The organism is Escherichia sp. E13S3 (genome assembly GCF_004212325.1).
In the GTDB taxonomy this organism is placed as follows: domain Bacteria; phylum Pseudomonadota; class Gammaproteobacteria; order Enterobacterales; family Enterobacteriaceae; genus Escherichia.
This window is the reverse complement of the sequence record NZ_RHJR01000019.1, coordinates 91899-110632: the sequence shown is the minus strand read 5'-3', so window position 1 is coordinate 110632 and position 18734 is coordinate 91899. Positions and strand designations below refer to the sequence as shown.

Here is an 18734-nt window from a genome sequence, read left to right as displayed (position 1 = left end):
CAAGTGTGACACGCATTCCAATCTGACCGGGTACAACTCACGTGGGCAAATCGACGGCTACAGTGTGGGCGTGTATGGCACCTGGTACGCTAATGAAGCAGACAAAACAGGGACTTATGTTGACAGCTGGTTGCTCTATAACTGGTTTGATAACACCGTCTCCGGCGAGTACCTGCCGAGTGAGAAATATCACTCTGACGGCATCACCGCCGCCATTGAAGCGGGTTATACCTTCCGTCTTGGTGAAAGCGCAGATGCCCGCACCAGCTACTGGCTGCAGCCCAAAATGCAACTGACATGGATGGATGTGAAGGCAGACAACCATACGGAAGACAATGGCACGCTGGTTGAGGACAGCACCGAAGGCAACCTGCAAACACGTCTGGGGGTGAAAGCATATCTGCAGGGTCATCATGCTATTGATGATCATAAAGAGCGTTCTTTCCAGCCTTTCGTGGAAGCCAACTGGATTTATAACTCCCGCAATTACAGCGTGAAGATGGATGGCATCAGTGATGAGATCATCGGCGCGCGTAACGCAGGCGAGTTAAAAGTCGGGGTGGAAGGTCAGCTTACTCCGCGTCTGCAACTGTGGGGTAACCTCGCCCAGCAGTTGGGCGACAATGGTTACAGTGATACCCAGGGAATGCTGGGCATGAAATATCTCTTTTAATGCCACTTTGCCACCTGTCACGTACAGGTGGCACTCTTTTGAGATCCACGGTCTTTGTGATCGCGCTCGCATTCAGTCATTTTTACTATAAATATGATGAAGTTAATTCAGCTTATTTATGGGTGAAATCACTATGGACCCTTTGCACGCCGTTTACCTGACCGTCGGACTGTTCGTCATCACCTTTTTTAATCCTGGGGCAAATCTTTTTGTCGTGGTACAAACCAGCCTGGCCTCAGGCCGTCGTGCAGGTGTACTCACCGGGCTTGGCGTGGCGCTTGGCGATGCCATCTATTCCGGGTTGGGATTGTTTGGGATGGCGACGCTCATTACCCAGTGTGAAGAGATATTCTCACTCATTAAAATCGTCGGCGGCGCTTATCTTTTATGGTTTGCCTGGAACAGTATGCGCCGACAATCAACACCACAGATGAGTGCATTACAGCAGCCGCTTAATGCTCCCTGGTATGTATTTTTCCGCCGTGGACTCATTACCGATCTCTCTAATCCACAAACAGTTTTATTTTTTATCAGTATCTTCTCAGTGACGTTAAGCGCAGAAACGCCGACCTGGGCGCGGTTTATGGCCTGGGCAGGGATTGTGCTCGCATCTATTATCTGGCGTGTATTTCCTAGTCAGGCGTTTTCTTTACCCGCCGTGCGTCGTGCATACGGGCGTATGCAGCGCGTTGCCAGTCGGGTTATTGGTGCGATTATTGGTGTCTTCGCGCTACGGCTGATTTATGAAGGAGTGACACATCGGTGAGCTGATAATTGTAACCAACCCAATTGAGAAATTGGACCGCCATCGAGGCCTCGAACCCCGTACCATACAACAATCCTGGTTGTCGTCTGCTCTTCCTGATGAGCTAATGGCGGTTTTTTGATACGAACCTTACAGCATATTTCCTGTCAGGCCCTGGTGCGATGCATAAGATACAGAAACTGCCCTACGCGAACATGACGGAATTATGATTTTTTTCATATGAATGTCAACTCATACATTCACAAAATATCTTTGTTGATCATTTAGCAAGCAACACTAAGTTTATGTCGGCTGAGCACTTTACACAGGCAGCGAACTCTTGCCCCTGCGCTGAATGTTGTCGCTCTCTTAGTGCCGGAGAGCGACGTTATATGCAGCACTATGCGCTATATTTAATTTTTCAGTCCGTTAGCGTGCCATTATCAATCACAAAGCGATATTTCACATCGCCGCGCAACATTCGCTCATAGGCTTCGTTAATTTGATCGGCCCGAATCATCTCTATATCAGCAACGATGCCATGTTCGGCGCAAAAATCGAGCATCTCCTGAGTTTCTGGAATGCCGCCAATCATCGAGCCGGCAATTGAGCGACGTTTCATGATCAGGTTAAAAACCTCCGGCGACTTATGCGGCGTAGCGGGAGCGCCAACCAGCGTCATGGTGCCATCGCGTTTCAGCAAAATCGTAAAATCATCGAGATTATGCGGCGCAGCAACTGTATTTAAAATGAAATCAAAACTCTTCACATGGGCCGCCATTTCATCGGCATTACGCGAGTTAACGACTTCATCAGCCCCCAGGGCTTTTGCCGCTTCGCGTTTTGATTCAGAAGTGGTAAACGCCACCACATGCGCCCCCATCGCGTGGGCCAGCTTGATTCCCATATGCCCCAGACCGCCAATGCCGACCACGCCCACTTTTTTACCTGGCCCGGCCTGCCAGTGGCGCAGCGGTGAATAGGTCGTAATGCCTGCACACAGCAACGGCGCAACGGCGGCAAGCTGCTCTTGCGGGTGGCGAATACGCAAAACGTAACGCTCATGAACAACAATTTGCTGCGAATAACCGCCCAGAGTATGGCCCGGCTCGTCTGGCGTCGGCGCGTTATAGGTCCCTGTCATGTGGTCACAATAGTTTTCCAGCCCGTCTTCACACTCTTCGCAGTGTTTACAACTGTCAACAATACAGCCGACGCCCACCAGATCGCCCGGCGCATGTTTTTCCACCTGATCACCAACGGCCACCACGCGCCCCACAATTTCATGGCCAGGCACACAGGGATAAACCGTCCCCGCCCACTCCGAACGGACCTGGTGGATATCGGAATGGCAGACACCACAATAAGCGATTTCGATTTTGACATCATGCGGTCCCGGTTCACGTCGGGTGATGTTCATCGGTTCCAGCGGTTGTTTAGCGGAATATGCACCAATAGCTTTGATCTTCATTGCGTTTACTCCTGGTTAGCTATGTGTGTTTGGCGATGCCTGATATGTCATCGCGGCAAAACGCGTCCATTGAATATAGCCAATATTTAAGCCGCCCGATCCAGCCCCAACATACCGCGTACCTGAATGAAACAGAGCAGCAACGTTCCCCACAGGGCCAATAGAAGTGTTTTTTGCCATGCGTAAAAGCGCAAAATAAATAAAACTGGCGATATTTATGTTGGTTTTGGGGCGCAGATAAATTAATTATCTACACAACGTCAATAAGGGCATACTCTTCGAAGATAACGTCCATTTCTGGCGAATAACTTCCTTCCGCCTCGAAAAAACGACGGTGTTCATTACGCCAATATTTAAGACTGAGATCACCTTCGCCTTCTTTACGGGCAAACTCTTCAGTGACATCAGAAAAGCGCAGTAAATGCAGGCCAATAATTCTGATAACACAAACAGGCTCGCCAGCGCTATTTTGCACAATCTTATACTCACCAATCATCGGAAACGCGTTGTCATCAATACATCCCGCCAGCGAACCACAGGAAGCAGTTTTAACACCAGTCGCAATCAACGTTGCGAGGTGATCGGCCAACGCTGCTGAATCGCCAAAAGTACAACAGGAAGCATGAGGATATTTTTGTGAGATATTTTCTTCTATGGACATGGGAATATTTACGCAATCATGGAAAAATAAATCACATCATAATTACTCTTGATAATAATCAGCAAGAGTATCATTGGTTTTTCTACGCTTAATCTTTTTTATCCGAAGCAGGTCACATTTATGGCTTGATAAATATCTTTGTTAACACTCTTTTTTTGTGTATTTCTCTCAAATAATCCCCTAAAAATTAGGCCTGGAGATTATAAAGTTCAGGATGATTCATGAGCAAACCACTGCCGACACACTCATATTCAGATAGCCCCACTCCCTGGGGCTTTAAATCTCTTACTTTCACCGTTGCAAACACATCAAATGCGTATCAACCTGCCACACTCCCCCACACCAGCTGTCCTTTATGGAACGTCGCCGTTCTCGGCGAGATACGCGCCACCGCCTCGGCGGAACAGGAGGCATCCACCAGCACAAAGCTGGCGTCATCCTGCGCTTTTGGCCACACACGCTCGCCTTTTTCATTCAGCGGCAACACATCGCCAGTGGCTAAAAACAGCGAGCGGGATAAATTCTGTTCGTTAGGACGAATATAAAGCTGCGCGTAGAGATTGGCTTTTTCCAGCATGTCGCCCAGGCCGTAAGGCGACCAGTGGTCGATAACGCTGTCAGTGCCAGTCATCACTTTTACACCTTTGTCGTGGAGCTGTTTGAGCGGCATATGCAACGTGCCAATCGGCACCGTCGAGGCGATAGAAATTTGCTGCGCCACCATCCGGTGCGCCAGTTCATCTACTTGTTGCTCGTTGAGCGTAGCCAGCGCAAAGGCGTGGCTGATGGTCAGCTTGCCTTTCAGCTGCGGCGTTTTCTCTACCGTTTCAACCATATAATTGATGGCTGCCACGCCCGCCGGAGTGGTTTCGTGCAGGTGAATATCGACGCCTTTGTCGTAGTCCAGCGCAATCTGGAACATGGTGTCGAGGGATTTTTCCATCGCGCCATCGACACTGGTCGGGTCCAGCCCGCCGACGTAATGCGCCCCCGCCTGCATCGCTTCGCGCATTAAAGGTTCCGATTTCGACAGCAGCAAACCGTGCTGCGGGAAGGCGACGATTTCACACTCGAAGCCCGCCTGACGTCGTGCCAGCACCGCCTGCAAATTTTGCAGATTTTTCAGGCCGGAAACCGGTTCGATATTACAGTGGCTGCGGGCAATGGTGGTGCCTTTCGACTGCAATAAATCGATCAGCTTTTCTGCCCGCTCCTGAGTGTACGGTTGCAGCTCCGGCAGCATTTTCTGCTCGAGCTTGATCATGTCCTGGATGGTGGTGCCTGCCGGACGATTGAGCGAGCGCCACGGCCCGCCGTAAAAGGTTTTGTCGAGATGAATATGCATGTCGCGGGTGGTGGGCAGCATCAACTTACCGCCAGCATCATAGTGCGGCAGCGTGGCGTCCGGATGCTGTTTGTTCTCGCGCAGGGCGACAATTTTACCGTCCTGAATCTCCACGGTCTGGCGCGCCGTGCGGGTCTGCACCGCCACGCCATTTTCGTAGTCAAATCCAGTTTCCAGCAGCACGTTGTCGAGATAGTAATGCGGGTCCGTGATTTTCATGGTGTTGTTCGCTTCGCAGTTTAGGGTGCCAGCTACCGCCGCATGGGCGAGCGGCACAGAGGTACCGAACAGCGCGGCGGCGGTGACCATCTTACTGCTCTGGCTCAAAAACTCACGACGGCTATTGCTTTCTTTCATCTTACGTCCTTACGTTTTAATAATATGGGTGCCCGTTTCCCCGCGCAGCGCCGCAGGCAGGCATTCCGGCGTGGTGATAATCACTTCTTTGCCGCCCTGTTCCAGGAACGTCAGGCTGGCGATGATTTTTGGCAACATGCTGCCGGGCGGGAAATGCCCTTCCTGCATATAGCGGATCATGGTGGCAATATCCACCCGATCGAGCGCCTGCTGCTGCGGTTTGCCAAAGTGGATACAGACTTTTTCGACGCCGGTGGTGATCACCAGAATATCGGCGTGAATTTCGCGAGCCAGTAGCGCGGTGGAGAGGTCTTTGTCGATAACCGCGTCCACGCTTTGGTAATCCCCCGCTTCGCTACGCACCACCGGAATTCCGCCGCCGCCTGCGCCAATCACCACAAAGCCTTGTTGGATAAGCGCCTTAATGGCAGGCGCTTCGACAATACGTTTCGGTTCCGGCGAGGCGACTACGCGGCGATAGCCCCGTCCGGCATCTTCAACAAAACGCCAGTCAGGGTTTGCCTTTTGTAGTTCGTCACGCTGGCTTTCACTGAAGAATGCGCCAATGGGTTTGGTGGGATGAGCAAACCCAGGATCGTTTTTATCCACTTCCACCTGAGTCACCACGGTGACGGCTTTTTTCTCGCCGTGACGCGCCAGTCGGTTGTTCAACGCCTGTTGGATCAAGTAGCCAATGCCGCCTTGCGTATCCGCCACACAGTTCGCCAGCGGCGTTAAGGGCAGCCCTTCGCGCTCGTGGGCAATCTCCGCACGGCGTAAATCCAGCCCGACCTGCGGCCCGTTGCCGTGGGTCAGCACAATGTCGTAATCGGAAGCCAGCATTTCCAGCACTGTATCGGCGACGGCTTTTACCGCCTCCGCCTGATGCTCAATCGACTGGCTGGCGTTATCTTTGATAATGCTGTTGCCACCAATGGCAACGACCACAAGTTCTTTCATGTTGTTATGTCCGCTACAGAGGGTGATGAGGTTATGACCAACGCCAAATTGCCTGATGCGCTACGCTTATCAGGCCTACAAATTCTCGTGCCACTCGTAGGCCGGATAAGGCGTTCACGCCGCATCCGGCAGAAACAACGCGCACTTTACAGTTCAGACGCCGTAACGTTCGCACCAGCCAAGAATGGCTTTCTCGAAGCAGGCGAATGGTGGATGCACAATACCCGCACCAATCATGCCGACGCCCGCATCTTTATGGGCGATGGCGGTGTTGATCACCGGTAGAATGCCGCTGCTACCGACGCGGGTGATGTCGATAGCCGACGGCACGCCCATAAAACCGAGCAGCGGAATGGTGACGTTCGGGTTTTCACCGAGGGTGATTTCACGCATCTGACGGGAGAAATCGATAGCTTCTTCCACCGTGCCGCCCACCAGCGCGACGATCGCAGGCGCGGTCGCCATAGCAAATCCGCCAATGCCGTAGGTTTCGGTGATGGCGCTGTCGCCGATATCCAGCCCCGAATCTTCCGGCTTATAACCGGCAAACATCGGGCCGATGACCTGCTGCGCCGGGCCGGTAAACCATTGCCCCGGTAATCCGCTGACCCGCAGGCCAAACTCGACGCCGTTACGCGCCATGGTGGTGACCACGGTGCTGTATTCGATGCCGTGCGCCGCATCCATCGCCGCTTTACACATCGCCATCCACGTCGGGCCGGAGAAGTAGTCGCTGCTGGCGACAAACTCAAACACTTCGCGCTGTTGCTCGACGGAATAACCTGCCTGAATAATCCCCGGCGTCAGCGCCTGAATCAGCAGCGTCGTCCCGGCGTTATTGCGGTTATGGCATTCATCGCCCATATGCAGCGCCTGCGCCAGCATTAAGCGCAGATCGATCTCGCCGATAATTTTCAACGCGTCGCGCAGCATTGGCCCCTGCACATCGCGCATCCAGTTCAGGCGGTCAATCACGCTCTGGTCGTTAGCGCCCATACGCAATATCTTCGCCATCTGCTCGCTCATATTGGTATAAGCGATGTTGCCGTAGGTTTTGTTTTTCACGATGTGCATAAACATCGAGGCAGAGGTAACGCCCGCCATCGATCCCACGCAGTCGTGCTCGTGGCACGGCGAGAAGGTGATCTCCCCGGAGGCCGCCAGTTCAGCCGCCTCATCGAGATCTTTCGCCAGCCCTTCGAACACCAGCGCTCCGGTGACCGCGCCTTTCATCGCGCCGCACATTTTTTCCCAGGTGATGGGCGGCCCGGCGTGAAGAATGGTTTTCGCCGTCATGCCCGGCACCACGTTAATCGCCTGATCAAAACCAATCAGCACCGGATGCGACTGGATAATGCGTTCCAGCGCCTGCTGGTTAGCGGCGGCGATTTTGTCTGCCAGCGGCGAATCGGCAATGTTATCCAGCGCCTGCACCACCTGCATATTGCCCTGCCCCGGCGGCGTCCAGTCGAGTTGAGTCACTTCTACATGCTGCTTTTTCAGGTCATCGCTAAACATGGCGATGCCGACGTTAATAACGTTCAATGGTTGGCTAAACAGTGACTGGCTCATCAGGCTTCCTCCCCTTTGCAGATAAATTCACGCGCCAGCAATCCGGTATTGGTGCTGCTGCTCGCCAGAATCACTCCGGCATCAAGCAGCATCTGGCTTTGTTGTTCTAACGATGGCGTATCGAGATCGGTACCCAGCACATAGGCGAGAATGATCAACTCGCGTCCTTCGGCAGCGGCGATCGCTTTCGCTTCTTTGATCGCCTCGATGGTGGAGCCGACCGGATCTTCATGCGATCCAAATCCGAGCACAAAATCCATCACGATCACCGCCACTTCTGGATCGCGCGCTTCTTCGATCAAGCGGCTAATGCGGTTGGTGGGGTCAATCATTGGATGCGGCTTGCCGTTGGTGAAGTCGTCATCGCCAAAGTCGAGGAAGGTGTGTTTGATGCTGCGGTTGATATCTTTCAGGCGGAATTCAGGATCGGGCTGAATGTTGCTGTAGACATCGCCATGTTTTTCCATCACCGCGAACATGGTTTCGTCGCACAGCGTACCGCCGCAGAACAGGCCACGAATGTATTTCTGTTGCGGCTTCAGGCGAGCGCGCACGTCAGCAATCAACGGCTGGTTCAGGGTATGCAGGTCGAGATGTTCTTGTTTCACGCCGGAGAGCATTACCGCTTTCAGCGCCGCTTCTTTGGTGCCGCGAGCAAACTGTAGCCCCTGCTCATCCACTGGCGTTTCGCCACGACCGAGGAAGCAGACCACCACCGGCTTGCGGCAGGCGCGTGCGCGTTCCAGCACTTTGCGGGCCACCGCAGGCGCGGGCGGTTTGGAGATAAGCACAATGATTTCAGTTTGCGGATCGTTTTCCAGCATCCCGATAGCGTCGAGCATCATCAGGCCGCCGATTTTCTCGCTCAGGTCGCGCCCGCCGGTGCCAATCAGTTGCGAAACGCCGCCGCCAAATTCATGGATACGGACGCTCAGTTCCTGGCTGCCGGTGCCGGATGCGCCAACAATACCGATGTTGCCGCGACGCACGGCGTTACCAAAACAGAGCGCCGCGCCGTTGATAATCGCCGTGCCGCAGTCTGGCCCCATCATCAGCAGCCCTTTTTCATGGGCCAACTGTTTGAGCGCCAGTTCATCTTCAACCGAGACGTTATCGGAAAACAGCATCACGTTAAGATCGTTTTGCAGCGCCTGACGCGCTTCGCGCGCGGCAAACAGACCGTTGACCGAAATCACCGCCAGGTTACTTTCCGGGATATGCTTTTTGGCGCTGGCAATAGTGGCGTAACGCGCCTCGTGCGAGCCGCTTTGCGCTTTGGTGTTGAACAGCTCTTCAATCTCCACCAGCAACTGCTCGTTGTCCGCGCCTGCTTTGCCGTTGATGACAATCATCAGGTCGCCATTTTTCGCCTGCTCCAGCTCCGGCGTCAGCAGCCCTAAATTCTTCAGCACGCCTTTGTTCATTTCGGTCGCCATCGCCACAAATGCCTGCTCGACGCCGTCGAGTTTATTTGCACGCGTGGAGATAGACATCAGCGAGACAGAATCAAAATAGGTATTCGGTTTAATGACTATTTTAACTGACATAATTCCCTCCGTAGGTTTGGCTCAGCGCACAACCATCGGCCATGCCATACAGCATGTCGCAGCCGGAACTGGAGCCAATATGTTTAATTTTTTCTATTGCCTGAGTTGCGTTCCCAGGGATGTCATAAATAATGTCGTGTATAAAACGATGAATATTTTCCCGGCGGCGTTGTTGTAATGCGGCTTCCAGCGTTATGGCACTTAATAACGTGGTATTATTTTTGCCGCGTTGCAGACCGAGATAAAATTCCTCTTTGTATTTTTCCGCCGGATGCCCGGATATAAATAAAATAAGCGCCAGTCCTGTTAAATAATCGTCAGCTGATGGCGTAAGGCCAATCCCTAAGCCCATCATACTGGCGACTGCTAAGGCGATATTTTGTTTATCGTTTACTGCCTGAATAACTGCCCGTCGTTTAATATGTAATTCTTTATTTAATGCCTGATAAAACGGATTATCGCCGCGATAATTAAACAGGGTTTCATTTTCCCCCAGGTGCTGATGAATAATGTCGTGCCACTGTTGCCAGGCGATAAGGTGAAAATTCACAGCGGTCATTTGCAAGGTTGGGGACAGCCAACGCTGACATCGACTCATCTCTATATGAAGATGTTGACCAACCGTAATGCCTTGATCGTCAAACTGAACCTTATCACCATGCCGGAACAGACCATCAAAGTGAGTGAGTGCCAACCGACAACTGTTTGGCGCATTGTCGTACTCTTCACAAAGCAGCGTCAGCAACTGCTGGCGGGCCGGGAGTGCGATATTTACCGCTCTGGCAAAGACCTGTTCAACCTGTCCTTGCCCCCGCTGCGCCAGAAAATCCGCATCCGCAGTTAGCGCCCACACACACCGTCTTTCTGGTGTGTCGATAGCCAGCCTCCTGGGTTATGCGCCTGCGGCAATCAGCAACTGCGCAATCTCTTCAAAACCGCGTTCCCGCGCCAGCTCCAATGGCGTTTTGCCATATTTATCGGTCATGTGCGGACTGGCCCCGTGTTCCAGCAATAGCTGGACAATCGCCTGCTGTTTAATCCCGCCATCATTAAGCACAATCGCTTCCAGTAGCGGCGTCCAGCCAACATGGTTGGTCTGGTTAACGTTAATCTCCGTATGCGCCAAAAGTTCTTTCACAATACTTAAATGACCTTTTTCACAGGCTGGCGTCAGGCCGACACCACCGAAACGGGTGACGCAATTAAGGTCTGGTTTAGCCGGTAAAATAATTCGTAGCAGCGTTAAATCACCGTTCAGGCAGCTCATTAAAAAAGGATTTAAACATGTCAGGTCTTGTTTATTAATATCCGCTCCGGCATCAATTAATGCCTGAACGCAAGCATATTGCTGATATAAACTTGCCAGCGTAATTGCCGTTTTCCCCTGGTGATCGCAGGTATTAATATCGACACCCAGCGCAAGACAGGTTTTTACTTTATCGATATCGCCCTGTTGTGCAGCCAATAAATAGTCGGCAGGTAGATTTTTTATCGTCATTCACATTCCCCTGGTTTTTGTGGCTGTTTTCGATGAATTGAGAATAGCAACGATAATCTGATAAAAGAACCCGCTTAAATTTAATTCGCCGTATTTCGCCTTTTTGTTGAATGATGTTCAACAATCTTTTCGTAGTGTGCGGTAGTGCAATATTTGTTTCTTTGACCCGATACCCTTTCACTCAATCAGGTTTTATTTCTCTATAGTCTGCACATGTAAGAGTAGCTTTCGTCCATGTCTAACCAGAGGGGAACAAGATGAACGGACTCACGGCAACGGGTGTCACCGTCGGTATTTGTGCAGGGCTTTGGCAGTTAGTGTCTTCACATGTCGGGCTCTCTCAGGGATGGGAATTATTAGGAACCATTGGCTTCGTCGCCTTTTGCAGTTTTTATGCCGCAGGCGGCGGTAAATCGGGGTTTATCAGAAGCCTGGCGGTTAATTATTCCGGGATGGTGTGGGCATTTTTCGCCGCGCTGGCTGCCGGTTGGCTGGCCTCGGTGAGTGGACTGTCCGCGTTCTGGGCGAGCGTAATTACTACCGTGCCTTTCTCAGCGGTGGTGGTCTGGCAAGGGCGTTTCTGGTTACTGTCATTTATTCCCGGTGGCTTTCTCGGCATGACGCTGTTTTTTGCCAGCGGGATGAACTGGACGGTAACGTTACTGGGTTTTCTGGCGGGTAACTGCGTGGGGATAATTTCAGAATATGGTGGACAAAAATTAAGCGAAGCGACGACTAAACGCGACGGGTATTAAAAGTTATTCAAAAATGATTATCTATCTTTAACCGATACCTCTACAGTCATAGCTGGAGAAATTCATAGTAGATAATGGCGAGAATGGTTTAATGAACTCAATTTTTACCGAAGAGAATCTGTTGGCATTTACTACCGCTGCGCGTTTTGGCAGTTTCAGTAAAGCCGCAGAAGAGTTGGGTTTAACCACTTCCGCCATTAGTTACACCATCAAGCGTATGGAGACGGGGCTGGATGTGGTGCTGTTCACTCGCAGTACCCGCAGCATTGAGTTAACGGAGTCCGGGCGTTATTTTTTCCGCAAAGCTACCGACCTGCTGAATGATTTTCACGCCATCAAACGCAGTATCGATACTATTTCACAGGGCATAGAAGCGCGTGTGCGCATTTGTATTAACCAACTGCTTTATACGCCCAAACACACCGCGCGCTTATTACAGGTGCTGAAAAAGCAGTTTCCTACCTGCCAGATTACCGTCACCACCGAAGTATATAACGGCGTCTGGGATGCGATTATCAATAACCAGGCCAATATCGCTATCGGCGCACCCGACACGCTGCTGGACGGTGGCGGCATTGATTACACTGAGATTGGCGCGATTCGCTGGGCTTTTGCCATCGCGCCGGATCACCCGTTAGCCTTTGTGCCGGAACCCATCGCCGAAAGCCAACTGCGTCTCTACCCTAATATTATGGTGGAGGACACCGCGCATACGATTAATAAAAAAGTGGGCTGGTTGCTGCACGGGCAGGAGTCAATTCTGGTGCCAGATTTCAACACCAAATGTCAGTGCCAGATTTTAGGTGAAGGGATTGGTTTTTTGCCGGATTACATGGTCCGTGAGGCGATGACGCAATCCCTGCTGGTTACCCGACAAATCCATAATCCACGCCAGGATTCGCGCATGTTACTGGCGACTCAGCATTCTGCTACGGGTCAGGTGACGCAGTGGATTAAAAAACAATTTGCGCCAAATGGCATATTAACGGGGATCTATCAGGATTTACTGCATCGGGAGAATTAATCGCTGCCAACCTCCCGATGCGCTGTGAATAGCGGTTTACATCAACCACCTGCTTTCATTACCCATTCAGAGATAAATTTATTACCCGGAACTGGCGGGGAGTACAAATAGCCCTGCAAAAAGTGAACGCCTTTACCGATCATTAAATCCGCCTGCTCCTGGGTTTCTACCCCTTCCGCTACGATACTCAGACCAGGCTTACGCGCCAGCTCGACAATATTGTCGACAATATGACCGGAGATTTCGTCCACGCTCGCCATTTGCACAAATGACTTATCGATCTTAATAAAATCGACCGGGAACGCCTGCAAGTAACGATAGGTCGCATAACCCGTACCAAAGTCATCCAGCGCAAAGGTAATATTGTGCTGATGAAGGCTATCAAATATCGCTCTGGCTTCTGGCGTTACCGGAATAGGATTACGTTCCGTCAACTCAAGAACCAGCTTGATTTTATCGTTACCTAATTTCTTAACCAGGTTCAGACACTCTTTTTCAAATCCCGCAGCCAAAAAACAGCCCGCCGAGACGTTGATACCAATATGGAAGTTGTCCGGCAGCAAATGTTTTACCGGCATCAGAATATCCGCAGTCTGTTTCATCAACTGGCGGGTCATTATGACGATAAGACCAGATGACTCCGCCAGAGGAATAAATTGATCCGGCGGGATGATTCCCGTTTGCGGATGTTCCCAGCGAACAAGCACTTCACAACCTGTCAGTACTCCTGTCTGAGCACAAAATACCGGTTGGATCCATGGTTTGAATTCATGGTTTTCCAGCGCCAGACTGATGGCTTCAGGTGTGACAATATGGTGACAACGGTTGTCAGGAAGATAAATTTTATTTTTATTTCCCGTGGCAGTGGTTACCTGCGGGTGATACTGAAAAAAGATATCCCGCCAGAAGGTAATATCACTCTGGATGCCTAATTTCTCATACAACTGCTTCTTTTGATGTGAAATTGTCTTTGCACTGCGATTTCTGTACTGTGAGATTTCTGTAACCGACATCCCCTCCATTAGCAGCTTGAGTAAAAGCCGTTCTTTTTCGGACACAATACCAGGCAACGTCAAATTCACCGTTGCGCCGAACTCTTCCAAAAAAACACTCAAATCATGCGAAGCCATTTAACACACCTTGATTAAATCTTGTGCGCCAGCTTAATCTGCTTGTCTTCACTCTGGCAGGAAAAGCTGGCTGCAAGAAAATGACACAGAGAGCCGAATTGGTACCCATTCGGCTCTCTCCTTTTACTTATTATTCAGATCAGAATTGCCACTTAACGCCAATCATTGCAGAGGTGTCATTATATCCCTTATCGGCAACCTGAACGCCCACATTTCCCCAGACATTCAGGTTGGCATTTAGCTGTCCTTCCACACCCGTTTTTATCTCGGCAATATTTCGGGCTCCATCCTGAGTGACTGACACGCCATCCATGCTGGTGCTGAAATCCTTACTGTTATGCAGCCAGTTCACTTCTACAAACGGCTGGAACTCGCGGGATTTACCGTCGTCCATTTTATGATGACTCTTCAGCCAGGTTTTTACACCAAGTCGAGTCTGAATGTTGCCATCACCGTTGCTATGAACGAGGGTTCCGTTGCTTTCGCGGTGCTTATCGGCTTTGACTCCCATCCAGGTAACCTGTGCTTGCGGCTGAACATACCATTCATTACGCGTTCCCTGGCTGCCATTAAATTCAGCTAATTTGTGTTTGTATCCAGCTTCCAGTGAAGCGGTAAATCCTTTTGATTTATAGGATTCACTTTGTAAATCATCACCTTTCACTGTGTTATCAAACCAGCTGTACTGCGCCCAACTGTCGAGATACGCGCCATTATGCGATTCGTCATCGGCATACCAGGTGGCATACAGGCCGGTGCTATATCCGTTCACACTCGCTTTTGCACGATAACCGGTTCGCGAGGAAATGGTTTTGCTGTCGCTGTTGCCATATCCCGCCATGACCCCAACATGCCAGCGGTCGCTGCCGTTTTGGCTCCACTGCGCGATATCACCTCCCAGTTGCAGAACATAGCGATTGCTTTGGGTTTTCAGCTGGCCGCTGCCATCGCGCCATTTATTATGACCACCTTCATGGCGCATCCACATAGTGGTTTGTTTCTGCTCACCCGTCACCATGTCGGTATAGTACGTATTACCCAGACGCTCATGCAGACGCGTGGTGAACATGGTATTCGCTGCTGCAAGGTTCGCGATGTAGCTACCCGCCTCCGGTCGCAGGTCATTATCCACATTCAGATCCGGACCCGGCGTAGGTGTCGGGTTAGGGTTCGGCTCTGGATTCGGGGTTGGCTCTGGATTCGGGTTTGGCTCCGGGTTCGGCATCGGCTCTGGCTCCGGTTGCGGTTCAGCTGAATCACCACCACTGGTCAGATACCAGTTTCCGCTGTTTGCCCCCTTACCACGCGCGAGAGTGTAGTCATACGCGCCCGCAACGATACGCCCCGCCTGAACAAATTCCCCCTCAGACTTACCATCAACATGGATAAGTTCAATGCCGTTAAGCGTTTTAGCGCCAGAACCACCAGCGTTATTCACCGTAACGGAGGTCGTGCCGCTGGTATCGCCCTCAACAACCAGTTTATCCGTCACTGAATCATCGCCATTCAGTGCCGTATTCATCACCAGTCGGCCGTTATCACCATGGTAGTTCCCCTTCACCACTAACGCGTTGCCCGCTTGCTGTCCAGACTCTCCGGTCATCAGCGTACCGTTGTTGGTCAGATTGCCGCCCAGGGTGTAATTCACAGGCACAGCCGCTCTTTTTTCAGCGCTATTATTCAACACCAGGGTACCGTTGTTCTCAACGTTTGCGCCCCCCAATCCCTGTGCATGACTTACCAGCACTTTAGCCGAGTTGGCAATATTCATATTAGCCGCCAGGTTGCTGTTATCGCCCGCGACGTCCAGCGTGCCGCTCTGAATATTCAGCTCTCCGTTCCCCGTTAACGAACCGGCTGAAGTCCCCCCGTTGGCAAGAGTCAGACTGCCGCCGTTTAAGTTCAGCAGCGAATCGGCGCCGCCATTGAGCGTACCCACGGTCTGGCTGTGGCCATTCATATCCAGTTCAGTCTCCGCCGCCAGACGCAGTTCCTGGGTATTACCCAACACGTTATCGTTATTCAACAAGAGCGTCCCGCTGCGCAGATCGGTAATACCGGTATAGTCGTTGTCTTTGTTAGAAAGCGATACGGTCTGACCTTTCTGGCTGCTGAATGCCAGGTCACCACTGCCGGTAATCTTTGCACTCAGATCGGCGGCATTCTCGCTTTTACCGTTAGAGCTCAGCACCAGAGCATCGCTGTCGGTAGCGTGTAAATCAAGCTGGGTCAGGCCGTAACCGATATACAGACCGTCATTGTTTACCCCACTCGTCAGACGATAGTCGTAAGTGCCGACGGCGGCTTTTTTCCCATTCTGCTGAATATCACGTTGGGCGCTGCTGGAGAGGATTTGCCCATTTTTATCCTGCAATTGCAGGTTGCCCGCATCGCCCAGAACTTCCGCACCTTGCGCATCAACCAGCTTAATGGCGCTGTTACCATCATCGACTTCAGTGAGCGATAACGCAGAGTCAATATCACGAGATACTGAGCGGACAACGTCACTGTCAGAAACCTGAATCACACCCTCGCCGCGCAAATCCAGCGTTTTACTAACGTTGACCGTCCCTTCTGTCATCTGTGCACCTGCTGTCAGGGCACCAAAATCAACGGTTCCGCCGGAGAATCCCAAAGTGCTAATGGAGTGAGCGCCCTTACCCACTGTTACCAGGCTTCCCTGACCCGCAGTGATCCCGCCTTTCTGCAGAAACTCAGCATTCTTTTCCAGGTTAAATGTCGTGTTCTGGAACGCCAGTGAACCCTGGAACCAGTCTGTATAAGCAAACTCATCGAAGGAGAATTCGTGATTCCCCATGTTTATTTCAACAATGCCTCTACCTTCAAGATCGTTATCAAATACCCAATCTTTATTGGCATTGATTTGCAGTTTGCCATCAACATCCAGTTCTGCACGGCCGATGTTCTTGTCTTCAGAAATAACAGCGACAGCATCGGAAGCAACATCAATATATCCGTAGAATGCATAGTTATTGCCGCTCAACTCCACCGTCCCACTGTCGATACTTATTGTACCGTTGCCGGAAATCTTATTGGCAAAGGTCATGCTATCGTCAGCCTTCAGGTGTAATTTCCCGCGGTTAGTGATTTCTGCTGTACCTATATTTTGGGTGATCCCCAACGCCCCATTTTTCTCAATCGTTACTTTGCCGCTAAAGGCAGAGTTATCACCGGTTAAGTAAGTCGTGCCATTGAGCGCATTGATGTAACCCAGGCCCTCGCTGCCACTGACAATATCCGCGGAAATAGTCGCATTTTTATCCGTGTGGTTTAAGGTGATTTTCTTCTCGGATGTCTTTGCCCACACAAACTCAATTTTTTCGGCATCAATAATCCCTGCAGCCTTCGCCTCATTCCCTTGCTGTGCACCTAACGCCAACTCAGAGTTGGTACTTAAACTAATAGTCGGCGCAGAAATTTTACCACCTTCTGAAACAGCAAGTGTTGTATCGGAGACTTGATCATAATAGCCCAGGCTAATTTTTTCACTGGCATTAACTTCACCGCCGTTATTAACTGACAGGTACTGATTACCACCGTAACTGCCGTAAACGCCCATAAAGAAGGTTTTGGAATTTACCTGGCTACCTTCACCGCTAACATTTCCCTGCAAATAGGTCAGACGGCTGGTGCCCTTAACATGGATTTTGCCGCCGTTGGAGACGTTAAAATAGCCTCTATCGTGGGTAATATTAGAGTAAGATTCATATAAATCATCAGCATATAACTCACTGCCGGCATTGGCGACGTTCAGAAACCCCGTCCCTTTTAACAAAAAGTTAAGCGAGCCATTGATATGCACCTTCCCTCCGGTGATATCCAGCCCACCACCAGAAGCGAGAGTCAGACGTGGACGAGAAGAGTCTGTCGCATCGATTACCAGATTGGCATTGTCGGTCACTGAAATACGGTAATCAATAGTCTGGTTATCTTTACCGAATACAGCTGTGTAATCTTCACTTACAGCAACATCTTTAGACAGTGCCAGAGATGAATATAAACTTATCGCGCTAATTAAAACAGCCCGGGATTTTTTGCCTTTTATTTTGCTTCCCAGTTCAGAGCAGACGCTCCAACAGTTACGGGACCTGTTCCACTTTAGCCGATATATTTTATTCATCACAATCTCCAGCAATACATCCAAATAAAACCAAGATTGCATAAACAGCAACGCATAAAATGCCATCCCGGTTGCTGCTCATGGCATATATAAATTCAAAAAAATCGCATAACATTGATAACCACATACCTGGGTATGCAGTTCAGAGAGTAATAATAGATTAACTTACTACCGGACACCTATTTCAAATTAACAATATTAACTTAATCCTTACATTAGCCCCCAGTCTCGAACATATGCGCATTATATGTATCTAAGAGCTCAAATCAACTCAAAATATAAACAAGAAGCAGGCATCACCTCCATAATATATAACCAACGAAAGCGATAACTCTTATTAGGTATTTAATTATAAGAATTGTCTTATTAATAAATATATATGCGAATAAGACTGAATCCATTCAGCTTTCACCCATATAAAACCGTTAATTAATAGAATATAAGATTTACAAGCGACTAAGAGAAATTACAAGATATGAAATTACAACCATATATTATATATGCATAAATTTCTACAACGAATCAATGATCCTCGCACCATATGCAGACATGGCGCAGTTTTATGCACGTCCTGGAACATCACACTATTCCCTGTGTGTCGATTGTCAGACCGATGAACACCTCAACGAACTTGTGCGTAATTGCACCGAAACCGCCTTTCCCCCGTGCGATGCGTACAGAACAGACTCCGACGAGACGGCGGGCCGTATACGAACTGGAAGGCCTGCGCGTGGTGGATGCATCAATTATGATTGGCGAGAAGCACGGCTGCGTATTTTGTGGCGAATAGAATGCTGCTACGAGCTAAAAATTCAGTCGCGACTTGATTTGACTGTAGGCTTTGCAAGGTTGAGA

The 18734-nt window shown here is 50.4% G+C and carries 14 protein-coding genes and 2 pseudogenes; 5 read left to right on the top strand and 11 right to left on the bottom strand.

Annotated elements, in window-relative coordinates:
• Both D9597_RS20055 and D9597_RS20050 read left to right on the top strand, forming a co-directional pair.
• A partial coding sequence (locus D9597_RS20055; RefSeq protein ID WP_130224223.1) for an autotransporter outer membrane beta-barrel domain-containing protein occupies positions 1-673 on the top strand: 673 nt, incomplete at its 5' end.
• Between the two features lie 133 nt (positions 674-806).
• Positions 807-1439 (top strand): LysE family transporter, encoded by a 633-nt coding sequence (locus tag D9597_RS20050; protein WP_130224221.1) that lies wholly within the window; start codon positions 807-809, stop codon positions 1437-1439.
• Positions 1440-1839: 400 nt separating this feature from the next.
• On the opposite strand, the gene yahK is transcribed toward D9597_RS20050, so the two are convergent.
• From yahK to D9597_RS20010, 9 genes and pseudogenes are all read right to left on the bottom strand, one after another.
• Positions 1840-2889 (bottom strand): NADPH-dependent aldehyde reductase YahK, encoded by a 1050-nt coding sequence (gene yahK / locus D9597_RS20045; RefSeq protein ID WP_130224219.1) that lies wholly within the window; start codon positions 2887-2889, stop codon positions 1840-1842.
• An 86-nt stretch (positions 2890-2975) separates the two neighbouring features.
• Positions 2976-3056 (bottom strand): annotated as a pseudogene (locus D9597_RS23410) (hypothetical protein); the annotation flags it as partial.
• 83 nt (positions 3057-3139) lie between these two features.
• Complete coding sequence (locus D9597_RS20040) at positions 3140-3550, bottom strand: ASCH domain-containing protein (RefSeq protein WP_130224217.1); 411 nt, start codon at positions 3548-3550, stop codon at positions 3140-3142.
• Between the two features lie 319 nt (positions 3551-3869).
• Positions 3870-5252 (bottom strand): amidohydrolase family protein, encoded by a 1383-nt coding sequence (locus D9597_RS20035; RefSeq protein ID WP_130224215.1) that lies wholly within the window; start codon positions 5250-5252, stop codon positions 3870-3872.
• 9 nt (positions 5253-5261) lie between these two features.
• Positions 5262-6212: a carbamate kinase family protein gene (locus tag D9597_RS20030; RefSeq protein ID WP_130224213.1), complete on the bottom strand. Its 951-nt coding sequence runs from the start codon at positions 6210-6212 to the stop codon at positions 5262-5264.
• Between the two features lie 153 nt (positions 6213-6365).
• Positions 6366-7784 (bottom strand): DUF1116 domain-containing protein, encoded by a 1419-nt coding sequence (locus D9597_RS20025; RefSeq protein ID WP_130224211.1) that lies wholly within the window; start codon positions 7782-7784, stop codon positions 6366-6368.
• Positions 7784-9331 (bottom strand): acyl-CoA synthetase FdrA, encoded by a 1548-nt coding sequence (gene fdrA / locus D9597_RS20020; RefSeq protein ID WP_130224209.1) that lies wholly within the window; start codon positions 9329-9331, stop codon positions 7784-7786. Before fdrA ends, D9597_RS20025 begins: the two co-directional genes overlap by 1 nt.
• A complete protein-coding gene (locus tag D9597_RS20015; RefSeq protein ID WP_130224207.1) occupies positions 9321-10184 on the bottom strand; it encodes a DUF2877 domain-containing protein in 864 nt (287 codons plus the stop codon). Before D9597_RS20015 ends, fdrA begins: the two co-directional genes overlap by 11 nt.
• Before the next feature lie 39 nt (positions 10185-10223).
• Positions 10224-10829, bottom strand: coding sequence for an ankyrin repeat domain-containing protein (locus D9597_RS20010; protein WP_130224205.1), 606 nt, complete (start codon positions 10827-10829; stop codon positions 10224-10226).
• 257 nt (positions 10830-11086) lie between these two features.
• Here D9597_RS20010 and D9597_RS20005 point away from each other — a divergent pair, with 257 nt between their 5' ends.
• Positions 11087-11584, top strand: a complete 498-nt coding sequence (locus tag D9597_RS20005) for a DUF1097 domain-containing protein (protein ID WP_001013880.1) — start codon at positions 11087-11089, stop codon at positions 11582-11584.
• Between the two features lie 91 nt (positions 11585-11675).
• Complete coding sequence (locus D9597_RS20000; protein WP_001084392.1) at positions 11676-12608, top strand: LysR substrate-binding domain-containing protein; 933 nt, start codon at positions 11676-11678, stop codon at positions 12606-12608.
• 41 nt (positions 12609-12649) lie between these two features.
• Here D9597_RS20000 and D9597_RS19995 read toward each other — a convergent pair whose 3' ends face one another.
• Both D9597_RS19995 and D9597_RS19990 read right to left on the bottom strand, forming a co-directional pair.
• Entirely contained in the window at positions 12650-13738 is a 1089-nt protein-coding gene (locus D9597_RS19995; protein WP_130209778.1) for an EAL domain-containing protein, read from the bottom strand.
• 139 nt (positions 13739-13877) lie between these two features.
• Positions 13878-17879 (bottom strand): autotransporter outer membrane beta-barrel domain-containing protein, encoded by a 4002-nt coding sequence (locus tag D9597_RS19990; RefSeq protein ID WP_130224203.1) that lies wholly within the window; start codon positions 17877-17879, stop codon positions 13878-13880.
• 597 nt (positions 17880-18476) lie between these two features.
• Here D9597_RS19990 and D9597_RS19985 point away from each other — a divergent pair.
• Positions 18477-18706: pseudogene (locus tag D9597_RS19985) on the top strand (choline dehydrogenase); the annotation flags it as partial.
• Between the last annotated feature and the right edge of the window lie 28 nt (positions 18707-18734).